The organism is Haloquadratum walsbyi J07HQW2 (genome assembly GCF_000415985.1).
GTDB classification, from domain to species: Archaea; Halobacteriota; Halobacteria; order Halobacteriales; family Haloferacaceae; genus Haloquadratum; species Haloquadratum walsbyi_B.
This window is the reverse complement of the sequence record NZ_KE356561.1, coordinates 1,599,638-1,618,523: the sequence shown is the minus strand read 5'-3', so window position 1 is coordinate 1,618,523 and position 18,886 is coordinate 1,599,638. Positions and strand designations below refer to the sequence as shown.

Sequence of the window (18,886 nt, the reverse complement as noted above, 5' to 3'; positions counted from 1 at the left end):
GCATATAATCAAGTCCAATTGCTAGGTAATTGCATCGACATGAGCACATCGCAGAGTGTAGATTCATAGATTACTTATAGTTTATTAATATTCAGCTATGCAAATGCCATATCGTATATAGCGGAAAATTCAATTATCATATAGAGAAATATAATCTATGTATGCCGTCGTTGGTTGTACTGATTGCAGTGCGATGTGGTTATTAGAAGATGCACACACAGCAGAATCAGCAACCTGTCCACGATGCAGACGCACTCACCAGACAAAGAAACTTCGTCACTTTGTTGAGGAGTCTGACCGGGAGGCTGCTCGACAGGCGCGATCAGCATTACTCGCCAAACGTGATGGCAACAGTGCAGCATTTGCAGATACGGCACACGTCGCAGAGATGGAGCAGACACTGGCTGATGACAGCCAGCAGGTAACTGATGATGAGTATCTTTCTGGCGTCGGTATCGACCCAGATACAGTTGAGAGTGCAGCTCAATCAGATGATACGACCCAACAAAGTCGTCCTGAAATCGTCCGTTCTGCAATTTCCTCACAGGATACTCCCACCGATGAAACTATTATTTCATATGCGACGAACCGTGGTGTCCCAGCCGACGCAACTCACGCACTTCTTGAAAAGTTGACCCAGAAAGGCGAACTGACAAAATCTAATGGCGTCTATCGTTTATTATAATTCATTTAATATAGATAGCTCCCGACAATTACCGCGGTAATCACTATCGACCTAGGTCTGCATGTGCAGTCGAGAGATTTCGTGATGCAAGTGCTGATAATAATGAGAGTTCACCCGCGAGTGCCCCTGCAGCGATACACTCAGCAAGACCATCGGCGTTTGATCCTGGTGGTGTCCCCCCGCCTCGGATTCCAAGCATATCGAGTGCCTCTGCTTGCGCTGGAAGGGTAGTTCCGCCGCCGACTGTTCCTACCTCGAGTGAAGCAATTGAAACCGAGACATACAGATCATCATCTCTAAGCTCCGCGGTCGTGATCGCATTCGCCCCTTCGACAACTTGTGCTTCATCTTGTCCAGTCGCAAGAAACATTGCAGCAACGACATTCGCGACATGTGCATTAAACCCGAGACTCCCTGCTTTTGCAGACCCAATTAGATTCTTTCGAGTATTCAATTCAGCAACTGCACTTGGGGTTGTATGTAACCGGTTGATGACCGTTTCCCGCGGAATTGTCACATCAGCCGTCACTGTTCTCCCTCGTCCTTCAACAGCATTGATTGCAGCGGGTTTTTTATCAGTGCAAAGATTCCCTGAGAGGGCAATAAGTTCAGCGTCGGTCTCACTCTCAACAACCTCACAGGCTGCCTCAGTGGCGATAGTTGCCATATTCATACCCATAGCGTCCTTCGTATCATATCGGAATCGAAGATACACTGACCGCCCAACAGCATATGGTGTGACGGACTCAAGCTCACCGTGACTCGTCGTTCCCTCCGCTGCATCTCGAAGTGTATCAACGTTATCGCGAACCCATTCAACCAGTGCCTTTGCAGTCACGACATTATCGACTCTAAAAACTGGAGCCCGAGACATTCCAGATTTCATTACGCGGACAACTGCCCCACCGGCAGCCGAGAGGACAGCACACCCACGATTCACACTCGCGAGGAGTGCCCCTTCCGTCGTTGCAAGCGGTAAATATTGCTTACCGCTGAACGCTCCACCATTTATGACGACAGGTCCGACAACACCAACAGGGATGTCAATCGTCCCGATCATATTCTCGATATTCGATGTTGCTTCTGCAGCGGGGAATCCATACTCAGACACTGCATCAAGAGTTATATCTGCATGCTCTTCAACGACGAGACGCCGTGCAGCAGCTGCGGTATCTGCATCGACATCGTCTGCATCTGTTAGTTCATGTAATCGCTGTTCGCCCGCTTGAACCGCGTTGGCGAGTGTTCTTGGGTCTGACATACTCGACTTTCTGCACCTGTTTAAATTAACGTTTGCAAGCATATCCAATCATGAACATACTACCAACTTCGAGAGCCATGATACAGTTCTTTCCGTCTTCTTAGCTCTCACAGCGTTGCATGAATAACGACTATGTATGTGGATACCGCCAATCGTTGCATAATTGTACTGCAGATACTGTATTTCTCGACGGTGACGCACACACGCTCGGACGACCAGATGAGCGCTATGAGGCAACCGCCATCTGAGAAAGGCAGATTGTTTGATGTAGTTCAATACATGATATTGTATTTCTTATTGGGACTGATACAACGATCATCCATCTTGATAGGCAAGTACTCTTACCAGGGCTCATCGATAGACATACTCATCTTGAGATTGTCGTCCGTTGTCTTGCTCACACCGATCTCGCAAACGCTCAGAGTGCCGATGGGTGTCTTCAATATTCTCGGGACCGTACAGCAGAAGTTACATTTGATGAATAGGTGCTTGGGTTTGAATATAATGAGAGTGAGTGGAATGAGAATTCAATTAATGCATATCCCACACAAACAGCAGTTGATACGTTTCAAAAACACAATCTGTTGTTGCAGTTCGTGAGAAATTACACGTTACTGGAATAAACAGTGGTATCGAATTAATGGCGGACTCCATTGCAGCGATGTTCGCACAGATTCGCACGGAGCATCAACAGGCGTGATTGTCGGAAATGCTCTTACTGTAGTGCCTGATGCCGTTGCGCCAGATCAGCATGATATCCACGCGCTCCTAAAAGCAGCACAAGCGGAGGCTAACAAACACACGGGTGTGCTACCAGATTAAGCATGCTGAACATGCATCCGAAACAGCTATTTATCAACTTACAGATTTGGGTCACAGCAAGTTGATGTTACTACGGGATTGCGAGCATACACAAATGTGGCGGCATATGGAGGCTTTGATGATGATGTTCGTAGAGTGATTAGACAAGGTGCCCACGTAGATCTTGTTGCAATTGGAAACATCACCATAGGCGAATGATAGCATCGATGAAATTAAGATCACATTACCTGTTGTTGCTAGACAAATTTTCTTCAATAAATACAAAATACACGATTAGAAAATACTCCTATTGAAACCACTTCAACGGCACTGAAGTGTATCAATCGTAGTTCTTCTCATCATATGTATGCAGATTAGTAGCCCTCATTCTCGAATTATAATACTCATTATGATACTGTATACTGTATACTGAATTCTTACTACTCCGAATAACCTAATTGTAACTTCCAATACGGATATACACATATACTCTCTCGAATGACGAGTGTAAATAGAAGCAAAATCTAACAGACCGATTTTGAAGAAAAATCTTTTTCACTATGGCACAGTGAATCACAAGTACGTCTCAAAATATAATACGATGGCAGAATTAGAAACCGCAGGATTCGAATCAGACCTCAGCTTGTTCAAATATGATAATCTTGAACAGCTGCCAGAGTCGTATCGTAGCCTCACAGAGTCAGAACGCACTGACCGGATCACAACAGCGCTCTCACACCTCGGAGATGATGTGATCATTCTTGGACACAACTATCAACGCCGGGAAATTGTTGAGCATGCGGACTTTATCGGGGACTCATATGAACTATCAAAACGAGCAGCCGAATCTGATGCTTCATATGTCGTTTTTGCGGGTGTCACGTTTATGGCTGAAAGTGCTGATATCATTACAGACCCTGATCAGACAGTGCTGCTTCCGTCAATGGAAGCTTCCTGTCCGATGGCGGGGATGGCTGAGGCACTACAGGTTGATGCTGCATGGGAACAAATCCAGGGCGCGACTGATGATCGCAGCATCATCCCAGTAACCTATATGAACTCATATGCTGATCTAAAGGCATTTTGTGCCGAACAGGGTGGACTTGTCTGCACCTCTTCAAACGCAAGTGATGCGTTTAATTGGGCGTTTGAACGTGGGGATGCTGTGTTATTCCTTCCAGACAAATTCCTTGGACGGAATACAGCCGCAGAATTAGGATATGATGTTGATTCACCATCTGGGACTGATGCTGTTGCTGAGTGGGATCCGTGGGATCCTGCAGGTCCGGATGCGAGTGATGTTGCTGATGCTGAAATTATTCTTTGGGATGGCTATTGTCAGGTTCATGAGCGCTTCCGTGTTGAGCACATCAACTCAATTCGGGAGAGTCATGACGCGAACGTTGTTGTTCATCCTGAATGTCGCCGTGACGTTGTCCGTGCTGCTGATGTAGTTGGTTCAACAAGTCAAATATGTGATACGATTACGAACGCCGATCCTGGGGAAACATGGGCAATCGGTACGGAGGTTCATCTTGCAAACCATCTCCAGCGATGGCATCCTGATGTCGAAGTGCTTCCACTCTGTGGAGACGCATGCATGGACTGCAATGCAATGCGGCAAATCGACCCGAACTATCTGACATGGTTACTTGAGTCGCTCGCGGATGGTGAGGTTCACAATGCCGTTGAAGTAGCACCACAAGAACGAGATCGAGCAGCAACAGCACTCGATCGAATGCTTGAATTATAATATATTTTGAGAAATGAGTTTTTCAAAACAAACAGATATCCTGGTAATTGGTTCCGGTATTGCGGGGTGTGCGGCAGCACTCGCAGCCGCTCGAAATGATGCATCAGTCATGATTGTCACAAAAGCAACCGAGCCAAGTGATGCCTCAACTGATTGGGCACAAGGGGGGATTGCTGTTACCGGAAATAATCCGGAATCATTCCGTGAAGACATTATCGAGGCGAGTGATGGTGAAGCTCATCCAGAAGCTGTTGACGCTCTCGTCGATAACGCACGCGGTGTCGTTGATGATATGCTCATCGAGACACTTGAGATACCGTTTGATGGTGCTGCGCCAAAAGCGTCACTCGATGCATACGACCGTGGTCGCGAAGCTGCACACTCAGAACGACGAATTCTTCATGTCAATACGACCACCGGTGAGCATATTCTTCGTCCATTCCTTGCTCATCTTCAATCGCATGACGATGTCGAATTCGTTGATAATGCAATGGCGCTTGAACTCCTGACGCATGAAGGGCGTGTGCATGGGACGTCAGTTCTACGCGATGATTCTGTTACATCCATCTTTGCGGGTGCAACTATCCTTGCAACGGGCGGGGTTGGTGCTTGTTATGAAACAAGCACGAATCCTGAAGGTGCGACTGGTGATGGAATTGCGATGGCTGCACTCGCCGGCGCGCGGATTGCTGATATGCAGTATGTTCAATTCCACCCGACTGCATATCCTGGTGACGAGCCATTTCTTGTCAGTGAAGCTGTTCGTGGTGAGGGAGCTGTGCTTCGAAACGCCACCGGTGATCGATTCATGCCGGATATTCACCCAGATGCTGAACTTGCCCCGCGAGATATTGTCGCCCGGAGCGTTGCTGCTGAGCGCAATCGTACGGGTGAAGTTCGACTTGATGTTGCACCTGTTGACCCGAATTTCGATCGGGCTTTTCCTGGGCTCACGGATCGATGTAACGACCGCGATATTGATCTTGATGCGGGCATTCCAGTTGCTCCTGCTGAGCATTACCTTTGTGGTGGTATTGCTGTCAATACTGATGGAAAAACAACGCTTGATAGACTGTATGCTGCCGGTGAATGTGCACGGACAGGCGTCCATGGTGCGAATCGTCTCGCTTCAACAAGTCTTCTTGAGGGACTCGTGTGGGGACGTGCTGCGGGTCGAAAAGCATCACAAGTCGGTATAGATGATATCACATCAATTGAAACTACATCACCACTTGATCGTGACCCGGCATTGCCAGCCTCGTTTGTCGATGATAAATATCGCCGACTTCGAAACACAATGGAAACAGCTGTAGGTATTGAGCGAACAAACACAGGTTTATCGGAAGCTCGATCAACACTTCGACGACTGAAAGGTGAGGTTGATGCATATACACGAACACGCGTCTCACAGCCACTATATGAACTCCGTAATGCGACCATTTGTGGACTATTGATCACACGGGCTGCAAATGACGCTCCCTCTGCCGGATGCCATCAGATCGTCGATACGGAGACTACAGAGTCAACAGTAGGTGAGACCATTGCTGACGACTGACGCAATCGAACGGTGGCTACGTGAAGACATTGGTCACCGTGATGTGACAAACGATGTTCCCGGTGAGACAACAGGTCAGCTTGTTTCGACTGAGCCTGGCGTCATTGCCGGGATTGATGCTGCCAGTGCTGTGTTTGAATATCTCGATGTTGCTGTGACGCCAACTGTCAGTGCCGGAGATCGTGTTGATCCCGGAACGACCGTACTCAAGGCATCTGGGGACGCACAGGCTGTCCTTCGAGGTGAGCGTCTTGTGGTCAATCTTGTCGGTCACGCATCAGGCGTTGCAACACAGACACGTCAAGCAGTTGAAATGACTAAGACAGCAAATACGACCGGAGAAACTCATATTGCTGGCACCCGAAAGACGACACCAGGACTTCGTGGGATAGAAAAACGTGCAGTTGTCGCTGGTGGCGGTGATACTCACCGACTTACGCTCTCTGGATTAGTGATGATTAAAGATAATCATATTGCCGAATTAGGGCTTACTAAGGCAATTAACCGGTTTCGTGAGCGTAAATCATTTGCAACAAAACTGGAAGTTGAGGTCGAAAGCCCAGAGATGGCAGTTCAAGCGGCTGAGGCTGGTGCTGATATTGTATTGTTTGATAATCTCCATCCCGAAACCGTCCGACAGGGCGTGATGCGTGTCCCAGATGATATACTAACTGAGGCGAGCGGGGGAATAACGGTTGAAATGGTCGATGCGTATGCTGAGACTGGCGTTGATATTATTTCGATGGGGTCGCTTACACATAGCGCATCAAGTCTTGATCTCTCATTTCGAACAGACGAGTAAGAAAGACTCCATTATACTGATATGTCGTTGTGGAGGATCTCAGAAACTATTGCATTGGTAAGAAATTGATCCAAAGTTCAACTCGGATCTGTATGTATACATCATCTGAGTGTCAGCCGATGACAACCTTCTATTCAATTAAGAGACTCATGAGCATATATGACATCAACCAACGCTCAGCAACCATTTTTTGAGCGCCTGGCAACACGAATCAGTCGTATTGATAGCGTTGTTTCAGTTGGGCTTGACTCAAATCCTGATCGGATTCCCACGCATCTTCAAACAGCTGATCTCCCCCGATGGGCGTTCAATCGCCGCATTATCGATACTACACACGAATATACTGCTTGTTACAAACCCAATGTTGCCTTTTATGAAGACCCTGCAGGATGGCGTGCGCTTCAAGAGACAATTGCATATGCACATGGGAAGGATGTGCCTGTGCTACTTGATGCGAAACGAGCCGATATTGGGAATACGACGCGTCAGTACGCAGAACTACTTGACAAGGCCGATGCGATTACAGTAAATCCGTATATGGGTCGAGATTCGGTTCAGCCATTTCTTGATCGCGAGAATAAAGGGGTCTTCATACTCTGCCGAACCTCAAATCCAGGTGGTGCGGATATTCAGGATCTTGAACTTGCCACCGGTGAGACCGTGTATGAGCGAATTGCTGCACTCGCAGAACTGTGGAATACCCATGAAAACGTTGGACTTGTCGTCGGAGCGACTGCCCCTGAAGAACTTGAATCAATTCGTGAATATGTTCCAGAGCTTCCGTTCCTCGTGCCTGGGATTGGTGCCCAAGATGGAGACCCAAAGGTAGCCGTAACACACGGGCTCATTGATGATGTTGGACTTATAAACTCTTCACGTGGGATTATATTCGCTGGAGAAGACAATGGACAAATGTTTGCGGAAGCCGCTGGGGTTGCTGCCAAACGGCTAAAAAAACAACTAAATCAGTTCCGTGACATTTCGTAATAGATACTCATAGGATCAAATATACATTTTGAATCACCTGATGCATCGCCTACCATCTCTGTTAAAATATAGCAGTAACACATACTCAAATACAGGATTCAACATGAAAATATCAGAGATACGTATATTGAGATACTAGTTAAGCTGACGAAAATGACCTATCGAAATCGTGGAACGTCATCCCGATCTTTGTCGGTGTCGCCTGGCTCACCCCCACCGATATCTCCCTGCCCATGCTGGTCCGCGCACTTGACACAAACTCCAACCTCCTCAACATAATGATTATCGCATACAGCACCACCACAACGCTGACATACGCATGTTGCTTCTCTCTTTTCTCCGACCTTGCACAGCCCTGAGATGCTCATGATTGAATGTATGTATGAGAGTATTTTATTCCCTGGGACGCCTTTCTACAACTAAGCATTGTCGACGCAAACGCAGTAGGGTTCTACGAGTAACATCATACAGCTTACGATGTCCTCAGATTAATATCAATCTTCTTTAATACACAATCTCAAGCTAAAGTATGGGTATTAAAATCTATGCACTTGATGGGTGTCCATACTGTGAAACTGTACATGAGGCACTCACAGACGCAGGTGTGGAGTACGACACTATTTGGGTTGATGCACTTCACTCCAAGCGAGATGGGGTTCGTCGCGTTAGCGGACAACGCGGTGTTCCTGTATTAGTCGATGAAACGCGAGGCATAATAATGTGTGAGAGCACAAATATCGAAACATATATTCAACAAACCCTCGCTAGCGAGTGACATCTCCTCTATTTCCGGTCACCGATGATTATTATGATTGATAATATCGTCTGGTGCTCATCAGTCTCTGTTGAGCCACCGATACGACAGAGCTTCACTGAACACACATCAGTCAAAACGAACGCTTAAGTCTCAAGATTAAGTACTTAATTCACAGGGTTGGTGGTCTAGCACGGTTATGACGGCTCCTTCACACGGAGCAGGTCGGCGGTTCGAATCCGCCCCAACCCATACTAATTTCGGACGGAGTATGATAGCTCGAATTCTCCAATTTTTCAAAGCCCCCTACCATAGGGTAATAACTCTTAGAGTCGACTCCGAGGGTTGACTGCCCGCATTTTGAAACATACTGACAATGACTGTTCATCGTGGTCCACGACCCGGACTCAGCACGGTTTCGTGGGTGTTATGACTGAGTAATAGCAATCCAGTTCATGAACAGACGGAGACTTTTGCAAGCGGTCGGAGGTATAGGTGCGGTTGCAGTTGCGGGTTGCACCGGAAGTACCGAGAGCGGCAGCACCCCAGAAACAGTCGGTGAGTGGGTCGAAGACGGTACAATCGAATTTGGTCTACCGCCATTCGAGGATGCTGAACAGCTCAAATCACAATATAAGCCTGTTTTCGATTGGCTCGCTGGTGGTTTTGACGGTGTTGACGCCGTTGAGGGTGTTCAAACGACAAGTTATAGTGCCACCGTCGAGAGCGTCGTCAATGGTCACACTGAGATGGCGAACCTTTCGCCAATTATTTCGGCGTTGGCTCGTGAGGATGGCGTCAACCCTCTTGCAATCAACTGGTCACACGGTGCAGAAGCTTACTACTCTTATATCGCAACCCGCGTTAGTTCAGACATTGATACAGTTGGGGACATCGCTGGGTCAACAATTGCGATGGTTGATCCATTATCGACCAGTGGTGGGCTTTTCCCTCGATACATGCTGTCGCAGGCTGGACTCAATGCTGGCGATATGACCACTCAACCGTCAGACTTCGACATTCAGTGGGCTGGTGGTCATGATGCCTCACTAGCGGCACTCCAGAACGGTCATGTTGATGCGGCAGCTTACGGTGACTTTCAGCATCCTGCAGACGATGATAATATCATTAAGCTCACTGAAAGTGACCCAATCCCATTCGATCCAATCGTCGCCAAACCTGATACTCCAGATTCGATCCAGCAAGCCTTGCTCAATCGACTACTTAATACTCCAGAATCAGTTCTTGAAGAGCATCGAATCGATCGTTTCGGCGAAATATCAGAAGGCACCTATGATCCCGTTCGCAGCGTTGCCGTGGAGATGGGTGTCGACATTGAAACACTTGATCCTGAGTCAGAACCCGAACCCGAAACCGAATAATCAATGACTGAAATTAGGATAATCAATATACCGACAGCCAACCACTCGATAATGAACAAACCGCCTACTAACAGGAGTAGTATATAAACGCTGACGGACGATTGCGTATCAGTCAACACACAATGCTCGATATAGAGAACCTCACTCGGCGCTATGGGAGTGAAACAGCGGTTGATGGATTCTCAACACGATTAGTTCGCGGCGAACTTACTGTGCTTATTGGTCGCTCCGGTGCAGGCAAAACTACACTGCTCCGGTGTCTTGACAGGCTAGAGCAGCCTACTGAGGGGACAATCATTATCGACGACTCGCCACTTACGATAACTGACACAGCCCTCGTATTTCAGTCCGGTGCACTTGTTGAGGGCAAGTCTGCCCTTGAAAACGTCCTTGACGGCGCGCTTTGTCGCGAATCGGTGTGGCGTGAATTAATCGGTTGGCACTCAAAGACTGAGAAACGAACTGCTATTACGCGTCTTCACGACGTTGGGCTAGCTGGCTATGCCGACCGACCAGTTGAAGACCTCTCTGGTGGTCAGCAGCAACGAGTCGGCATCGCTCGTGCGCTCCAACAGCAGCCTGATGTAGTATTGGCTGACGAACCGGTCGCATCACTTGATCCCGAAACCGGGCAGTCAGTGCTGTCGGTGTTAGCTGAGGCCGTACACAATCATAATCTAATCGGGTTAGTAAGTCTCCACCAGCCAGAATTGGCAACAGCAGTTGCTGACCATTATCTTGGAATGACCGATGGTCGGCTGGTGCTTGATCAACCCGCTGCTCAAGTCGATAGGAACGACATCAATCGGGTATACACTAATGTCTGAACGAGCTACGAGAGGTGATGCGGGTGGAAATACAGGTGATATCAACGAATCCACCAGTGTCGACACCGAATTCCGACAACACCAGCAACAGTGGCGGCGTCAGTTTGTCGGTCGAGTCGTCATTGTTGTCAGCCTCGTAATCTTGGTCATTGCTGTTGCTCGGTGGCTTGGCTTCGATATCGGTTACCTCTATGCACACCGAGGGAACCTGTGGTCAGTACTGGCTGAGGAGATGCTCGCGCCGGAAGCGTTACTGACGCAACTACAAGGCGACGCGGGCATGCTAGTGCCAGCAGCCGCTGAAACGCTCGCAATCGCTGCTGTCGGCACCGCACTTGGTCTCCCGATCGCACTCTGTCTCGGAACCATCGCAGCTAATACTGTAACGCCGCGCTGGGTTCACATGCCTGTTCGGTTGCTGCTTGGTGGAGTCCGTGCTGTCCCAAGTATGGTTTACGCCCTGCTGTTCGTTATCCTCGCTGGGCTTGGTCCAGTCGCCGGCGCATTGGCAATCGCCGTTGGAAGTATTGGTGATCTGGGACGACTATTCGCCGATGAAATGGAAGAAATTAATGAGCAGCCAATTGAGGCTGTCCAGTCAAGCGGTGCAAGCGCGGTATCGGTAACAGCCGCTGCTCGATTGCCACAAGTGAAGACTGCATACATCGCATGGACGCTATTTTATTTGGAAATCAATGCCCGCAAAAGCTCGGTGCTCGGGATCGTCGGCGCTGGCGGCCTCGGTTTCCCACTGATCATGGCGTTTCGGGCACGTAATTATACTCGTGTGATGGCGGTCATCCTTGCAATCCTTATATTGATTATAACTGTCGAAACTACAGCTAACCGACTGCGTGAGCGGTTTAGATCTAATCGGCGTGCTGACCAGTAGCAATGTTCAGTGCATCATAGAAAACATCATACACTCTATCTCTCGAAATCTTGTTGAAGCTCGCATCAGGACATAGACCGCTCAATCACCAGAGTAGCACAGAGATTGGTTCCACTATTGGAACTGCATACCACCATTGATATTGGCAATCTCACCGTAAATGTATTTGTTTTCTAACAGATATTCTACGGTATGAGCAATATACTCCGGTTGACATGCATACTCAGGAAGCTGTGTGTCAACGTTTTCATGTCCCCGAAAGTCGACTGCTTCCAGATATTTGACAATTGTGTCATTCATTTCTATTTCAACAGGACCAGGAGCGGCGACATTGACCTGAAGCCCTCTATCACCGTATTCCCGAACCAGTGACCGAGTCAGCCCATGAAGTCCTGCTTTGCTCGCGGCATAACTAGCATCGACGGTCCCACCGGTTCCCCCAATACTGGAAATGAGTACAATATCACCGTCTGGCTCAAGATGAGGAATAGCCGTACGTGTGATATAAAATGCTCCGATGAGGTTCGTATCAAGAACTTGGTCCCACTGCTGATTGTCAATATCGGTTACAAGATCCGGTTCAATGATGCCTGCGTTATTGATGACCGCGTCAAGACCACCAAGATCATTTACGACCTCAGCAATCATCGATTCGACAGCCTCAGGATTGCAGACATCAGTACGTACAGTGATCACATTACTGCCTTTTTTAGCTAGTTCAACAACTTCGGTAGCGGCTTCATCTGAGACTCGGTAATTAATAGCGATGTCATGATCCTCTGTGAGGGTCAATGCGACTGACCGCCCAACCCCTCCTCGCACCTGTGACAAGTACTCTTAGTACAACTTAGATATACAATCGTATGATAACCAATCTTCTGTCCTCAGGAAATATTCATATCTTGACATCTAATCCCGTTCGTGAACTATTGAAGAATCAAGCCCCAAACACTCCGCCTGCTGCCTCTGTAGAAAAGTTGTCGTGTATCGGTCTCATGTATATTCGATCTATACCTCGCATCAGCCCTCGGCTGATCTTCCAATAGACCCTGCTACATACGGCAAGATGCGACTTTGAGTACATCCGTATTCATTTCATACCAGGATTCATCAACGTAATCAACAGTAGCAATTTCTTTATTTGAAATCCACACAGCAATGTGTCTGGGAGGCTATAATCCAAACGTGGCGGTATTATGACCCCACTTGGACATCTTGCACTCGCATTGATTATTGGTCGGACACTGAAGTATAACACAACTGCACTTCGATTGTGCTTACTCGCCACGTTTCTTCCAGATATCATAGATAAGCCGCTATTTGCGATTGGCGTATCAATAACTGGGCATACAATCGGTCATTCAGTCTTGACATTTAGCGTTATCAGTATATTGCTCATCTCAATCTCACGACTTCGTTTTTTGATTCCAATTCTCCCTGGATATGGAAGTCATATCATTGCCGATCTGATAGTCGCATATCCCAAGTTTCTCACAAATTATTTCTGGCCGATTCTTCCACAGCGTCCAACGCCCGATGATCCTGTAATTCAATATTGGATTGATTATGCAACGAGTATTACTGGTATTATCGAGTTCATTCCTGTCATAATTGCCTTATGGATTATTATCGTAGATCGATATACTCCACTCGCCGATACAAAAACTGAACCCAGCGATACAAACTCCTAATGAAAAGTATCAAACTAAACCCACCCGGCCCGCGCTCACGCACATGCTAATTGAATGGAATCCTCTGCGTGTATTTTTTATCTCAAGAGACGGTGGAATATAATTCGGAATCGCTGTCGGGCAGCGATGAGTTCAGCAACTAACCAGGTCGTCGCAGTAATCGTAGAAGCTAGCGTAAATACAAGATCCCATTCAGTCATCCAGACAGGGCGGATCCATGGCGTGATATGCGCCCACTGTGTTGCTATTGTATTCGCTGGTTCTGCAAGTGGTGTTTCTGTGAATGTTGTTCGTACCCAACCGGCGACACCAGCACCCCCACTACTTACAGTCGTCAGATTCGCACTTCCTGTGATTGGATAGTTCCCAGAAGCGTTCATCTCACGTATCGTTGGTCCATTTGACTCATCACCATGTGCTATCCGTTCAGCATCATACGGCCCCCATGTTGCATAATACTCCCAAACAACCTCACCTGTCGGTGTAATCTCAACCACTCGATGATTTAAGCTATCAACGATGAGCGTATTCCCGTTTGGAAGTCTATCAGCGTCTCGCGGCCATGTGAGTGTATTTGTCCCAACAGTCCAGGTTCGTTTCCATTCATCATCCAGCTTTGCATACTCGACAACACGGTCATTCTCGCTATCTGCAACAAGAATAGTGGGGGTCCCGGATTCACTTATTAGCCAGTCAGGATTATGTTGTTCATGTAAAATATCGTGTGCGCCATCACGACCAAGTCGTTCGACGATTGCTTTTGTTTCGATATCGACGACGATTACCTGATCAAAATTTCGTGGTGAGAGTAATAATCGATTCTCGCTGATTGGGTCAACATCGTTGACATGTGTCCAATCCTTACTGTATCCACCGTCTGTCTCAGCTGAGAAATAATTCCGGAATGTCCACTCCCATGTGATTGCATCTTCTGATCGATTATAAATTACAATCCGGTCATCACTCACATCCGCTGATTCGTTCCATTCACGCATGTTCGCAATCACGAAACGATCTTCTCCAAGATAATCAATATCGTGGGTGTCCTCCATTGCAAACCGCTGTTGCCAGACACGTGTTTTTGTTGTTCGATTGAACTCAAATACGACTGTCTTGCCATCGCGTGGTGATGAAACGAGTAGATTACCATTTGGAAGTGGGTCAACATCAAAAAACCATGCACTTCCGCCTACAGTATCATCATGTGTCCATCTGAGGTTACCCTGCTCACCAACAGCAAGTAATCGAGCTGGTTTCTTTGGATTTGTATTTCCTTGAAATGTGTATCCTTGAGTGCTAATAACGGTTGACCCATTCGCAGGGTCTGTGATTGTCCCTTCGTTGAGTGCCGATTGTGCAGATGAATCGTACGTAATCGCTGATGTAACCGCTGGGGTAATCAATATGATAATGAGACAGATACCTATCAGCCGGATCCGATTAGATTGTGGACGCAATGCGGCAAACACATCACGTGGTGAATATACTCCTTCCTGAATGCCTTGCGATACGGATTATGATAATGAAATTTTGCATCGTTTCATCTAGTATTTACCAATTTACTGATAATATTGGCACACACAATGGCTGATTCATTTACCGACTGATCAGACCACCTCTCTAGAGGGTCTGGGTATGACCCTCGATATAATTTATAGTTGACCAGTGAGCACGCCACTTGTCCGAACAAAGAAATACACGACAAATGCGAGTGCTAACGCCCAATGACCGACGCGCACATCAGACACCTCTCCAGCAGCGAGTTTGACGATTGGATATGAAACAATGCCAGCAGCAATTCCATATGCAATTGAATATGTGAATGGCATGACCAAGATTGTCATCCCTGCAGGAATCGTATGTGTGATATCATTCCATTCGATATCAATGACATTCTGTAACATAATAATTCCAATCACCACCAGCGCGATATGTGATGCATAAAGTGGGATTGCGGCTGCAAGCGGGACTAAGAGCAGTGATCCAACGAATAACACCGCTATAGTCAATGCAGTGAGACCGGTTGAGCCACCTTCTTCGACTCCTGAAGCAGACTCAATATATGTCGTCACTGTTGATGTTCCAAGCATTCCACCGACAGTTGTTCCAACTGCATCTGCCATGAGTGGCCGGTCAATATCTGGAAAATTTCCTGTCTCATCAAGAAAATCACCTGCTTGCCCGACCCCAACGAGTGTACCGGCAGTATCAAAGAAATCTACAAAAAAGAATGTAAAGACAATAAGCGCAAATGAAAATGCTTCAACATTACCAAGTCCAGATATGAATGCCCCTGCAAGCGGGGTAATATCATACGAGACGGCTGTCGACCCAGCTACAAGACCGGCATCAGGAGTGAATGGTCCAAAGGTAGTAATTGCCCACCCGCTCACCGTCGTCAGGACAATCCCAATAATAATCGACCCAGGAATTCCGCGTGCATATAGCGCGAATGTGACGAACAACCCAAGAACCGAGAGAAAGGCAACCGGGTCTGATGCGACCGATCCAAGTGTGATGAGTGTCGCACTATCATCAACAACAATTCCCATTGCCTGCAGTCCAATGATCGTTAAAAATAATCCAATCCCGGTTCCGACAGCGAACTTTACGGGCTCTGGAAAAACCCGGATAATATACTCACGAGCGCCGACTGCAGTGAGTATAATAAAAATAACCCCCTCAACAACGACCGCTGCTAACGCGGTCTGCCATGGAACACCAAGCGCTCCAACAACAGTAAATGCAAAAAATGCGTTCAATCCAAGCCCTGGCGCCTGTGCAAATGGTCGATTTGCATATATCGCCATTATGAATGTTGCCGTTGCTGCAGCGATAATCGTCACCACTGCTAACATTGATTGAACCTCGCCAGGAGCCATCCCAGAAATTGCAATCCCATCCGCTCCTGGAATTCCTGGTTGATCAGTCAATACAGATGGATTCACGATAACAATATATGACATCGTCAGAAACGTTGTCACTCCTGCAAGAATCTCAGTGCGAATAGATGATCCATGTTCTTGTATATCGAAATAGTCATTTACCGTCTCAGAAAGTCCCATAATGCACGTTTGAGCATGCATCTAACAAACAACATAAATATTTCTATTGCCCACCCAATCTCATATTATAGAGATTTGAGACGAATATACCCGCCTTCCTGTGAGGGACGACTGTTCCGACCGTCAGTCCGAATCGAGAACTGAACAGCCGCGTGATGAAGCCGACACTCCGACGACCAAACTACCGGCTACACCACGGCTGGATATTCACCCACAACCACAATCTCAATCGTTACAAGTTAGCCTGGTATAAACAGTTATGCGAGCGTTCCACAAAATGATGGAAGTCCACCGCACCTATCAAGCCAAAATCTGCAACCACTCACAGGTTGCAGAGTCGCTCGACCGGCATGGGTGGAGCGCCAGTAAACTCTGGAACGTCGGCAACTACCATACCCGAGAAGTCTGGGACGAAACCGGCGAAATCCCCAATCATGAAGAGTTGAAAAACCATATCAAATACAAGGGTCTGCATAGCCAGTCCAGTCAGCGAGTTCTGGAGGAGCTTGCTGAAAGCTTTCACTCGTGGTATCAGAAACGCAAGTCCGATCACCGTGCAAACCCGCCCGGTTACCGTAAACGCAACTACTACGACCAAGACGGCAACCGCGTTCACGAAGAATATCCTCGTAGCACAGTGACATGGAAACAACGGGTTCAACGACGACCAGAAACACAACAAAATTCGCCTGTCGAAAGGTGCGAATCACAAGGAACACCCGAAAGCGTGGGGTATATGCTGGTCGAATATGCAACCCGACCTGACGCGACTGTTGAGACTGTCCAGCAAGTGCGTGCCGTGTATGACCCGGCGAAAGGTCGGTGGGAGCTTCACATCGTCTGCAAAGACGAGAGTGACACTCCAGACGCTCCTGGTGAGGAAACCGTTGGCATCGACCTCGGCATCTGCAATTTCGCCGCCGTTGCCTACAACACGGAAGAAGCCGAGTTATATCCGGGCACCCGGCTGAAACAAGACGGGTACTACTTCCCCAGAGAAATTGCTCAATGTGATGATAGCGGTGGTGAGCGTGCGACTCGACTGCACGCAAAATGGTCGGAGCGTCGTACTCACTTTTTCCACAGTTTCGCCAAGCACATCGTTGAACGGTGTGTTGAGAAACAGGTTGGTCGAGTCAATATTGGTAACTTGGAAGGAGTGCGTGAAACCGACGATGGGGAGGCGAAGAATTGGGGTCGGCACGGCAATCTTGACTTGCACGGGTGGGCGTTCGACCGCTTCAGGAAGGTACTCACGTACAAGGCGAAAGTCGAAGGTATCGAGGTGATGGAAGTGTCTGAGCGAGATACGTCGAAGACGTATTGTATCTGTGGTAGAAACGACGACAGTCAGCGTGTCGAACGCGGCTTATAGGTGTGCGGGGAACACAACGATGCGTTCAATCCAGACGTGAATGGGGCAGGGGCGGAGAACATTCGTTTCGATATAAACAACAGCGAAAGTAACTCCGAGTCCTCGTCAGAGGATATGTGTACCGGCTGGTCGGCACAGTCTTCAGTCTACCTGTATGACCTCTCCTGCGGATTCCAACCGCAGACGGAGGTAGTGGACTGTAGATGTTAATATCCCCACGCTTAGGATTCCTCCGCGTGAACGCGGAGGAGGATGTCAAGACTGTGGAATCAACGAGTATCAACTTGCGATAACGCCTTGACAGGGACATCAGTCTGTGCGCGTGCTTTTTTAATTCCCCTTGTCCCGGCAGCAATAAGCGCGAATACGCCTGTGAGTTTCGCATCCGCCTGCTTGACAATGTCAAGTAACAATTCCTGTGTTTCCCCTGATCGAATTAAATCATCAACGACAAGAACTGACTCTCCAGTTTCGATTGCACACGCAGGAAGATAGTATGTTAATTCAATACCTGATGTAAGACGCTGGCGAGATTCTATAAACTCCTCAACGGCGGTTTCTTTAGATTTCTTAGCGTATGCAACGCGGGAATCGAAGTAACTCGCCATTGCTGCACCGAGTGTAATCCCATCTGTCGCAGCTGTCAATACAACATCTGGACGCTCAAACGCGAACGTGTCTGCAGCAACAGGAGCAACGAGATCAAGAAATGACTGATCAAATACAATGCTTGAATTGTCTACATAACCCTCATTATCAACTTCGACTCGTGCATGCAACTCAGTAGCGAGTGCTTCCTGTCCAACATCATCAACCAGTTGACTCGCACGATTCGCTCCTGGAAGGACATGTCCGTTGACGTATCGATTGAGGTCCCCAGACGGTAACCCGGTTAATTCAGCAAGTTCGTCATATGTCCGCGTTTCTTTCAGCATCCGAAGAACGGCTATAGCCTGTAACTGTAATGCTGCTTTCTCCGCGCGATTCATGTGTTTGTTCCCACGGACATGTATGTATGAATACAGCGATACATGTAGACTCCAGGACACGGATGAC

Annotated in this window: 18 protein-coding genes and 1 tRNA gene; 13 read left to right on the top strand and 6 right to left on the bottom strand. The window is 47.8% G+C overall.

All coding sequences use genetic code 11. The features are described from left to right. The first annotated feature begins 157 nt into the window (after positions 1–157). Positions 158–685: a DUF5817 domain-containing protein gene (locus J07HQW2_RS07520; RefSeq protein ID WP_021054836.1), complete on the top strand. Its 528-nt coding sequence runs from the start codon at positions 158–160 to the stop codon at positions 683–685. 43 nt (positions 686–728) lie between these two features. On the opposite strand, the gene hmgA is transcribed toward J07HQW2_RS07520, so the two are convergent. After that, entirely contained in the window at positions 729–1,946 is a 1,218-nt protein-coding gene (hmgA, locus tag J07HQW2_RS07515; RefSeq protein ID WP_021054835.1) for a hydroxymethylglutaryl-CoA reductase (NADPH), read from the bottom strand. A gap of 696 nt (positions 1,947–2,642) precedes the next feature. Here hmgA and J07HQW2_RS18120 point away from each other — a divergent pair. From J07HQW2_RS18120 to pyrF, 5 genes are all read left to right on the top strand, one after another. Continuing rightward, positions 2,643–2,768 (top strand): hypothetical protein, encoded by a 126-nt coding sequence (locus J07HQW2_RS18120; protein ID WP_303704023.1) that lies wholly within the window; start codon positions 2,643–2,645, stop codon positions 2,766–2,768. 580 nt (positions 2,769–3,348) lie between these two features. Beyond that, on the top strand, positions 3,349–4,500 hold the full coding sequence (gene nadA, locus J07HQW2_RS07510; protein WP_021054833.1) for a quinolinate synthase NadA: 1,152 nt from the start codon (positions 3,349–3,351) through the stop codon (positions 4,498–4,500). Positions 4,501–4,513: 13 nt separating this feature from the next. Then, positions 4,514–6,055: an L-aspartate oxidase gene (locus tag J07HQW2_RS07505; RefSeq protein ID WP_021054832.1), complete on the top strand. Its 1,542-nt coding sequence runs from the start codon at positions 4,514–4,516 to the stop codon at positions 6,053–6,055. Beyond that, the gene (gene nadC, locus J07HQW2_RS07500; protein ID WP_048075546.1) at positions 6,042–6,857 is read left to right on the top strand and encodes a carboxylating nicotinate-nucleotide diphosphorylase; all 816 of its coding nucleotides are present in this window, start codon (positions 6,042–6,044) and stop codon (positions 6,855–6,857) included. The genes J07HQW2_RS07505 and nadC overlap by 14 nt, the downstream gene beginning before the upstream one ends. A gap of 159 nt (positions 6,858–7,016) precedes the next feature. Further along, positions 7,017–7,844 carry an orotidine-5'-phosphate decarboxylase gene (pyrF, locus tag J07HQW2_RS07495; RefSeq protein WP_021054830.1) on the top strand — a complete coding sequence of 276 codons (828 nt, stop codon included), beginning with the start codon at positions 7,017–7,019 and terminating at the stop codon, positions 7,842–7,844. A gap of 158 nt (positions 7,845–8,002) precedes the next feature. Here pyrF and J07HQW2_RS07490 read toward each other — a convergent pair whose 3' ends face one another. Continuing rightward, on the bottom strand, positions 8,003–8,212 hold the full coding sequence (locus J07HQW2_RS07490; RefSeq protein WP_021054829.1) for a hypothetical protein: 210 nt from the start codon (positions 8,210–8,212) through the stop codon (positions 8,003–8,005). 161 nt (positions 8,213–8,373) lie between these two features. On the opposite strand from J07HQW2_RS07490, the gene J07HQW2_RS07485 reads away from it, so the two are divergent. The 5 genes from J07HQW2_RS07485 (at position 8,374) to phnE (ending at position 11,699) form a co-directional block, all read left to right on the top strand. Next, positions 8,374–8,619, top strand: coding sequence for a glutaredoxin family protein (locus J07HQW2_RS07485; protein WP_021054828.1), 246 nt, complete (start codon positions 8,374–8,376; stop codon positions 8,617–8,619). 156 nt (positions 8,620–8,775) lie between these two features. Next, positions 8,776–8,850: transfer RNA gene (locus tag J07HQW2_RS07480), tRNA-Val, on the top strand. A 203-nt stretch (positions 8,851–9,053) separates the two neighbouring features. Beyond that, the gene (gene phnD / locus J07HQW2_RS07475) at positions 9,054–9,980 is read left to right on the top strand and encodes a phosphate/phosphite/phosphonate ABC transporter substrate-binding protein (RefSeq protein ID WP_021054827.1); all 927 of its coding nucleotides are present in this window, start codon (positions 9,054–9,056) and stop codon (positions 9,978–9,980) included. Between the two features lie 122 nt (positions 9,981–10,102). Further along, positions 10,103–10,807: a phosphonate ABC transporter ATP-binding protein gene (locus tag J07HQW2_RS07470; RefSeq protein ID WP_021054826.1), complete on the top strand. Its 705-nt coding sequence runs from the start codon at positions 10,103–10,105 to the stop codon at positions 10,805–10,807. Further along, positions 10,800–11,699: a phosphonate ABC transporter, permease protein PhnE gene (gene phnE / locus J07HQW2_RS07465; RefSeq protein WP_021054825.1), complete on the top strand. Its 900-nt coding sequence runs from the start codon at positions 10,800–10,802 to the stop codon at positions 11,697–11,699. The genes J07HQW2_RS07470 and phnE overlap by 8 nt, the downstream gene beginning before the upstream one ends. A 114-nt stretch (positions 11,700–11,813) precedes the next feature. Here the strand turns inward: phnE and J07HQW2_RS07460 are convergent, their stop codons facing one another. Continuing rightward, on the bottom strand, positions 11,814–12,521 hold the full coding sequence (locus J07HQW2_RS07460; RefSeq protein ID WP_021054824.1) for an SDR family NAD(P)-dependent oxidoreductase: 708 nt from the start codon (positions 12,519–12,521) through the stop codon (positions 11,814–11,816). A gap of 374 nt (positions 12,522–12,895) precedes the next feature. On the opposite strand from J07HQW2_RS07460, the gene J07HQW2_RS07455 reads away from it, so the two are divergent. Next, a complete protein-coding gene (locus J07HQW2_RS07455; protein WP_021054823.1) occupies positions 12,896–13,390 on the top strand; it encodes a metal-dependent hydrolase in 495 nt (164 codons plus the stop codon). A gap of 77 nt (positions 13,391–13,467) precedes the next feature. On the opposite strand, the gene J07HQW2_RS07450 is transcribed toward J07HQW2_RS07455, so the two are convergent. After that, positions 13,468–14,859, bottom strand: a complete 1,392-nt coding sequence (locus J07HQW2_RS07450; protein ID WP_021054822.1) for an aryl-sulfate sulfotransferase — start codon at positions 14,857–14,859, stop codon at positions 13,468–13,470. A gap of 183 nt (positions 14,860–15,042) precedes the next feature. Beyond that, complete coding sequence (locus J07HQW2_RS07445) at positions 15,043–16,455, bottom strand: NCS2 family permease (protein WP_021054821.1); 1,413 nt, start codon at positions 16,453–16,455, stop codon at positions 15,043–15,045. Between the two features lie 277 nt (positions 16,456–16,732). Here J07HQW2_RS07445 and J07HQW2_RS07440 point away from each other — a divergent pair, with 277 nt between their 5' ends. Continuing rightward, positions 16,733–17,830, top strand: coding sequence for an RNA-guided endonuclease InsQ/TnpB family protein (locus J07HQW2_RS07440; protein ID WP_303704022.1), 1,098 nt, complete (start codon positions 16,733–16,735; stop codon positions 17,828–17,830). 269 nt (positions 17,831–18,099) lie between these two features. Here J07HQW2_RS07440 and J07HQW2_RS07435 read toward each other — a convergent pair whose 3' ends face one another. Continuing rightward, positions 18,100–18,819 carry a phosphoribosyltransferase family protein gene (locus J07HQW2_RS07435; protein ID WP_021054819.1) on the bottom strand — a complete coding sequence of 240 codons (720 nt, stop codon included), beginning with the start codon at positions 18,817–18,819 and terminating at the stop codon, positions 18,100–18,102. Between the last annotated feature and the right edge of the window lie 67 nt (positions 18,820–18,886).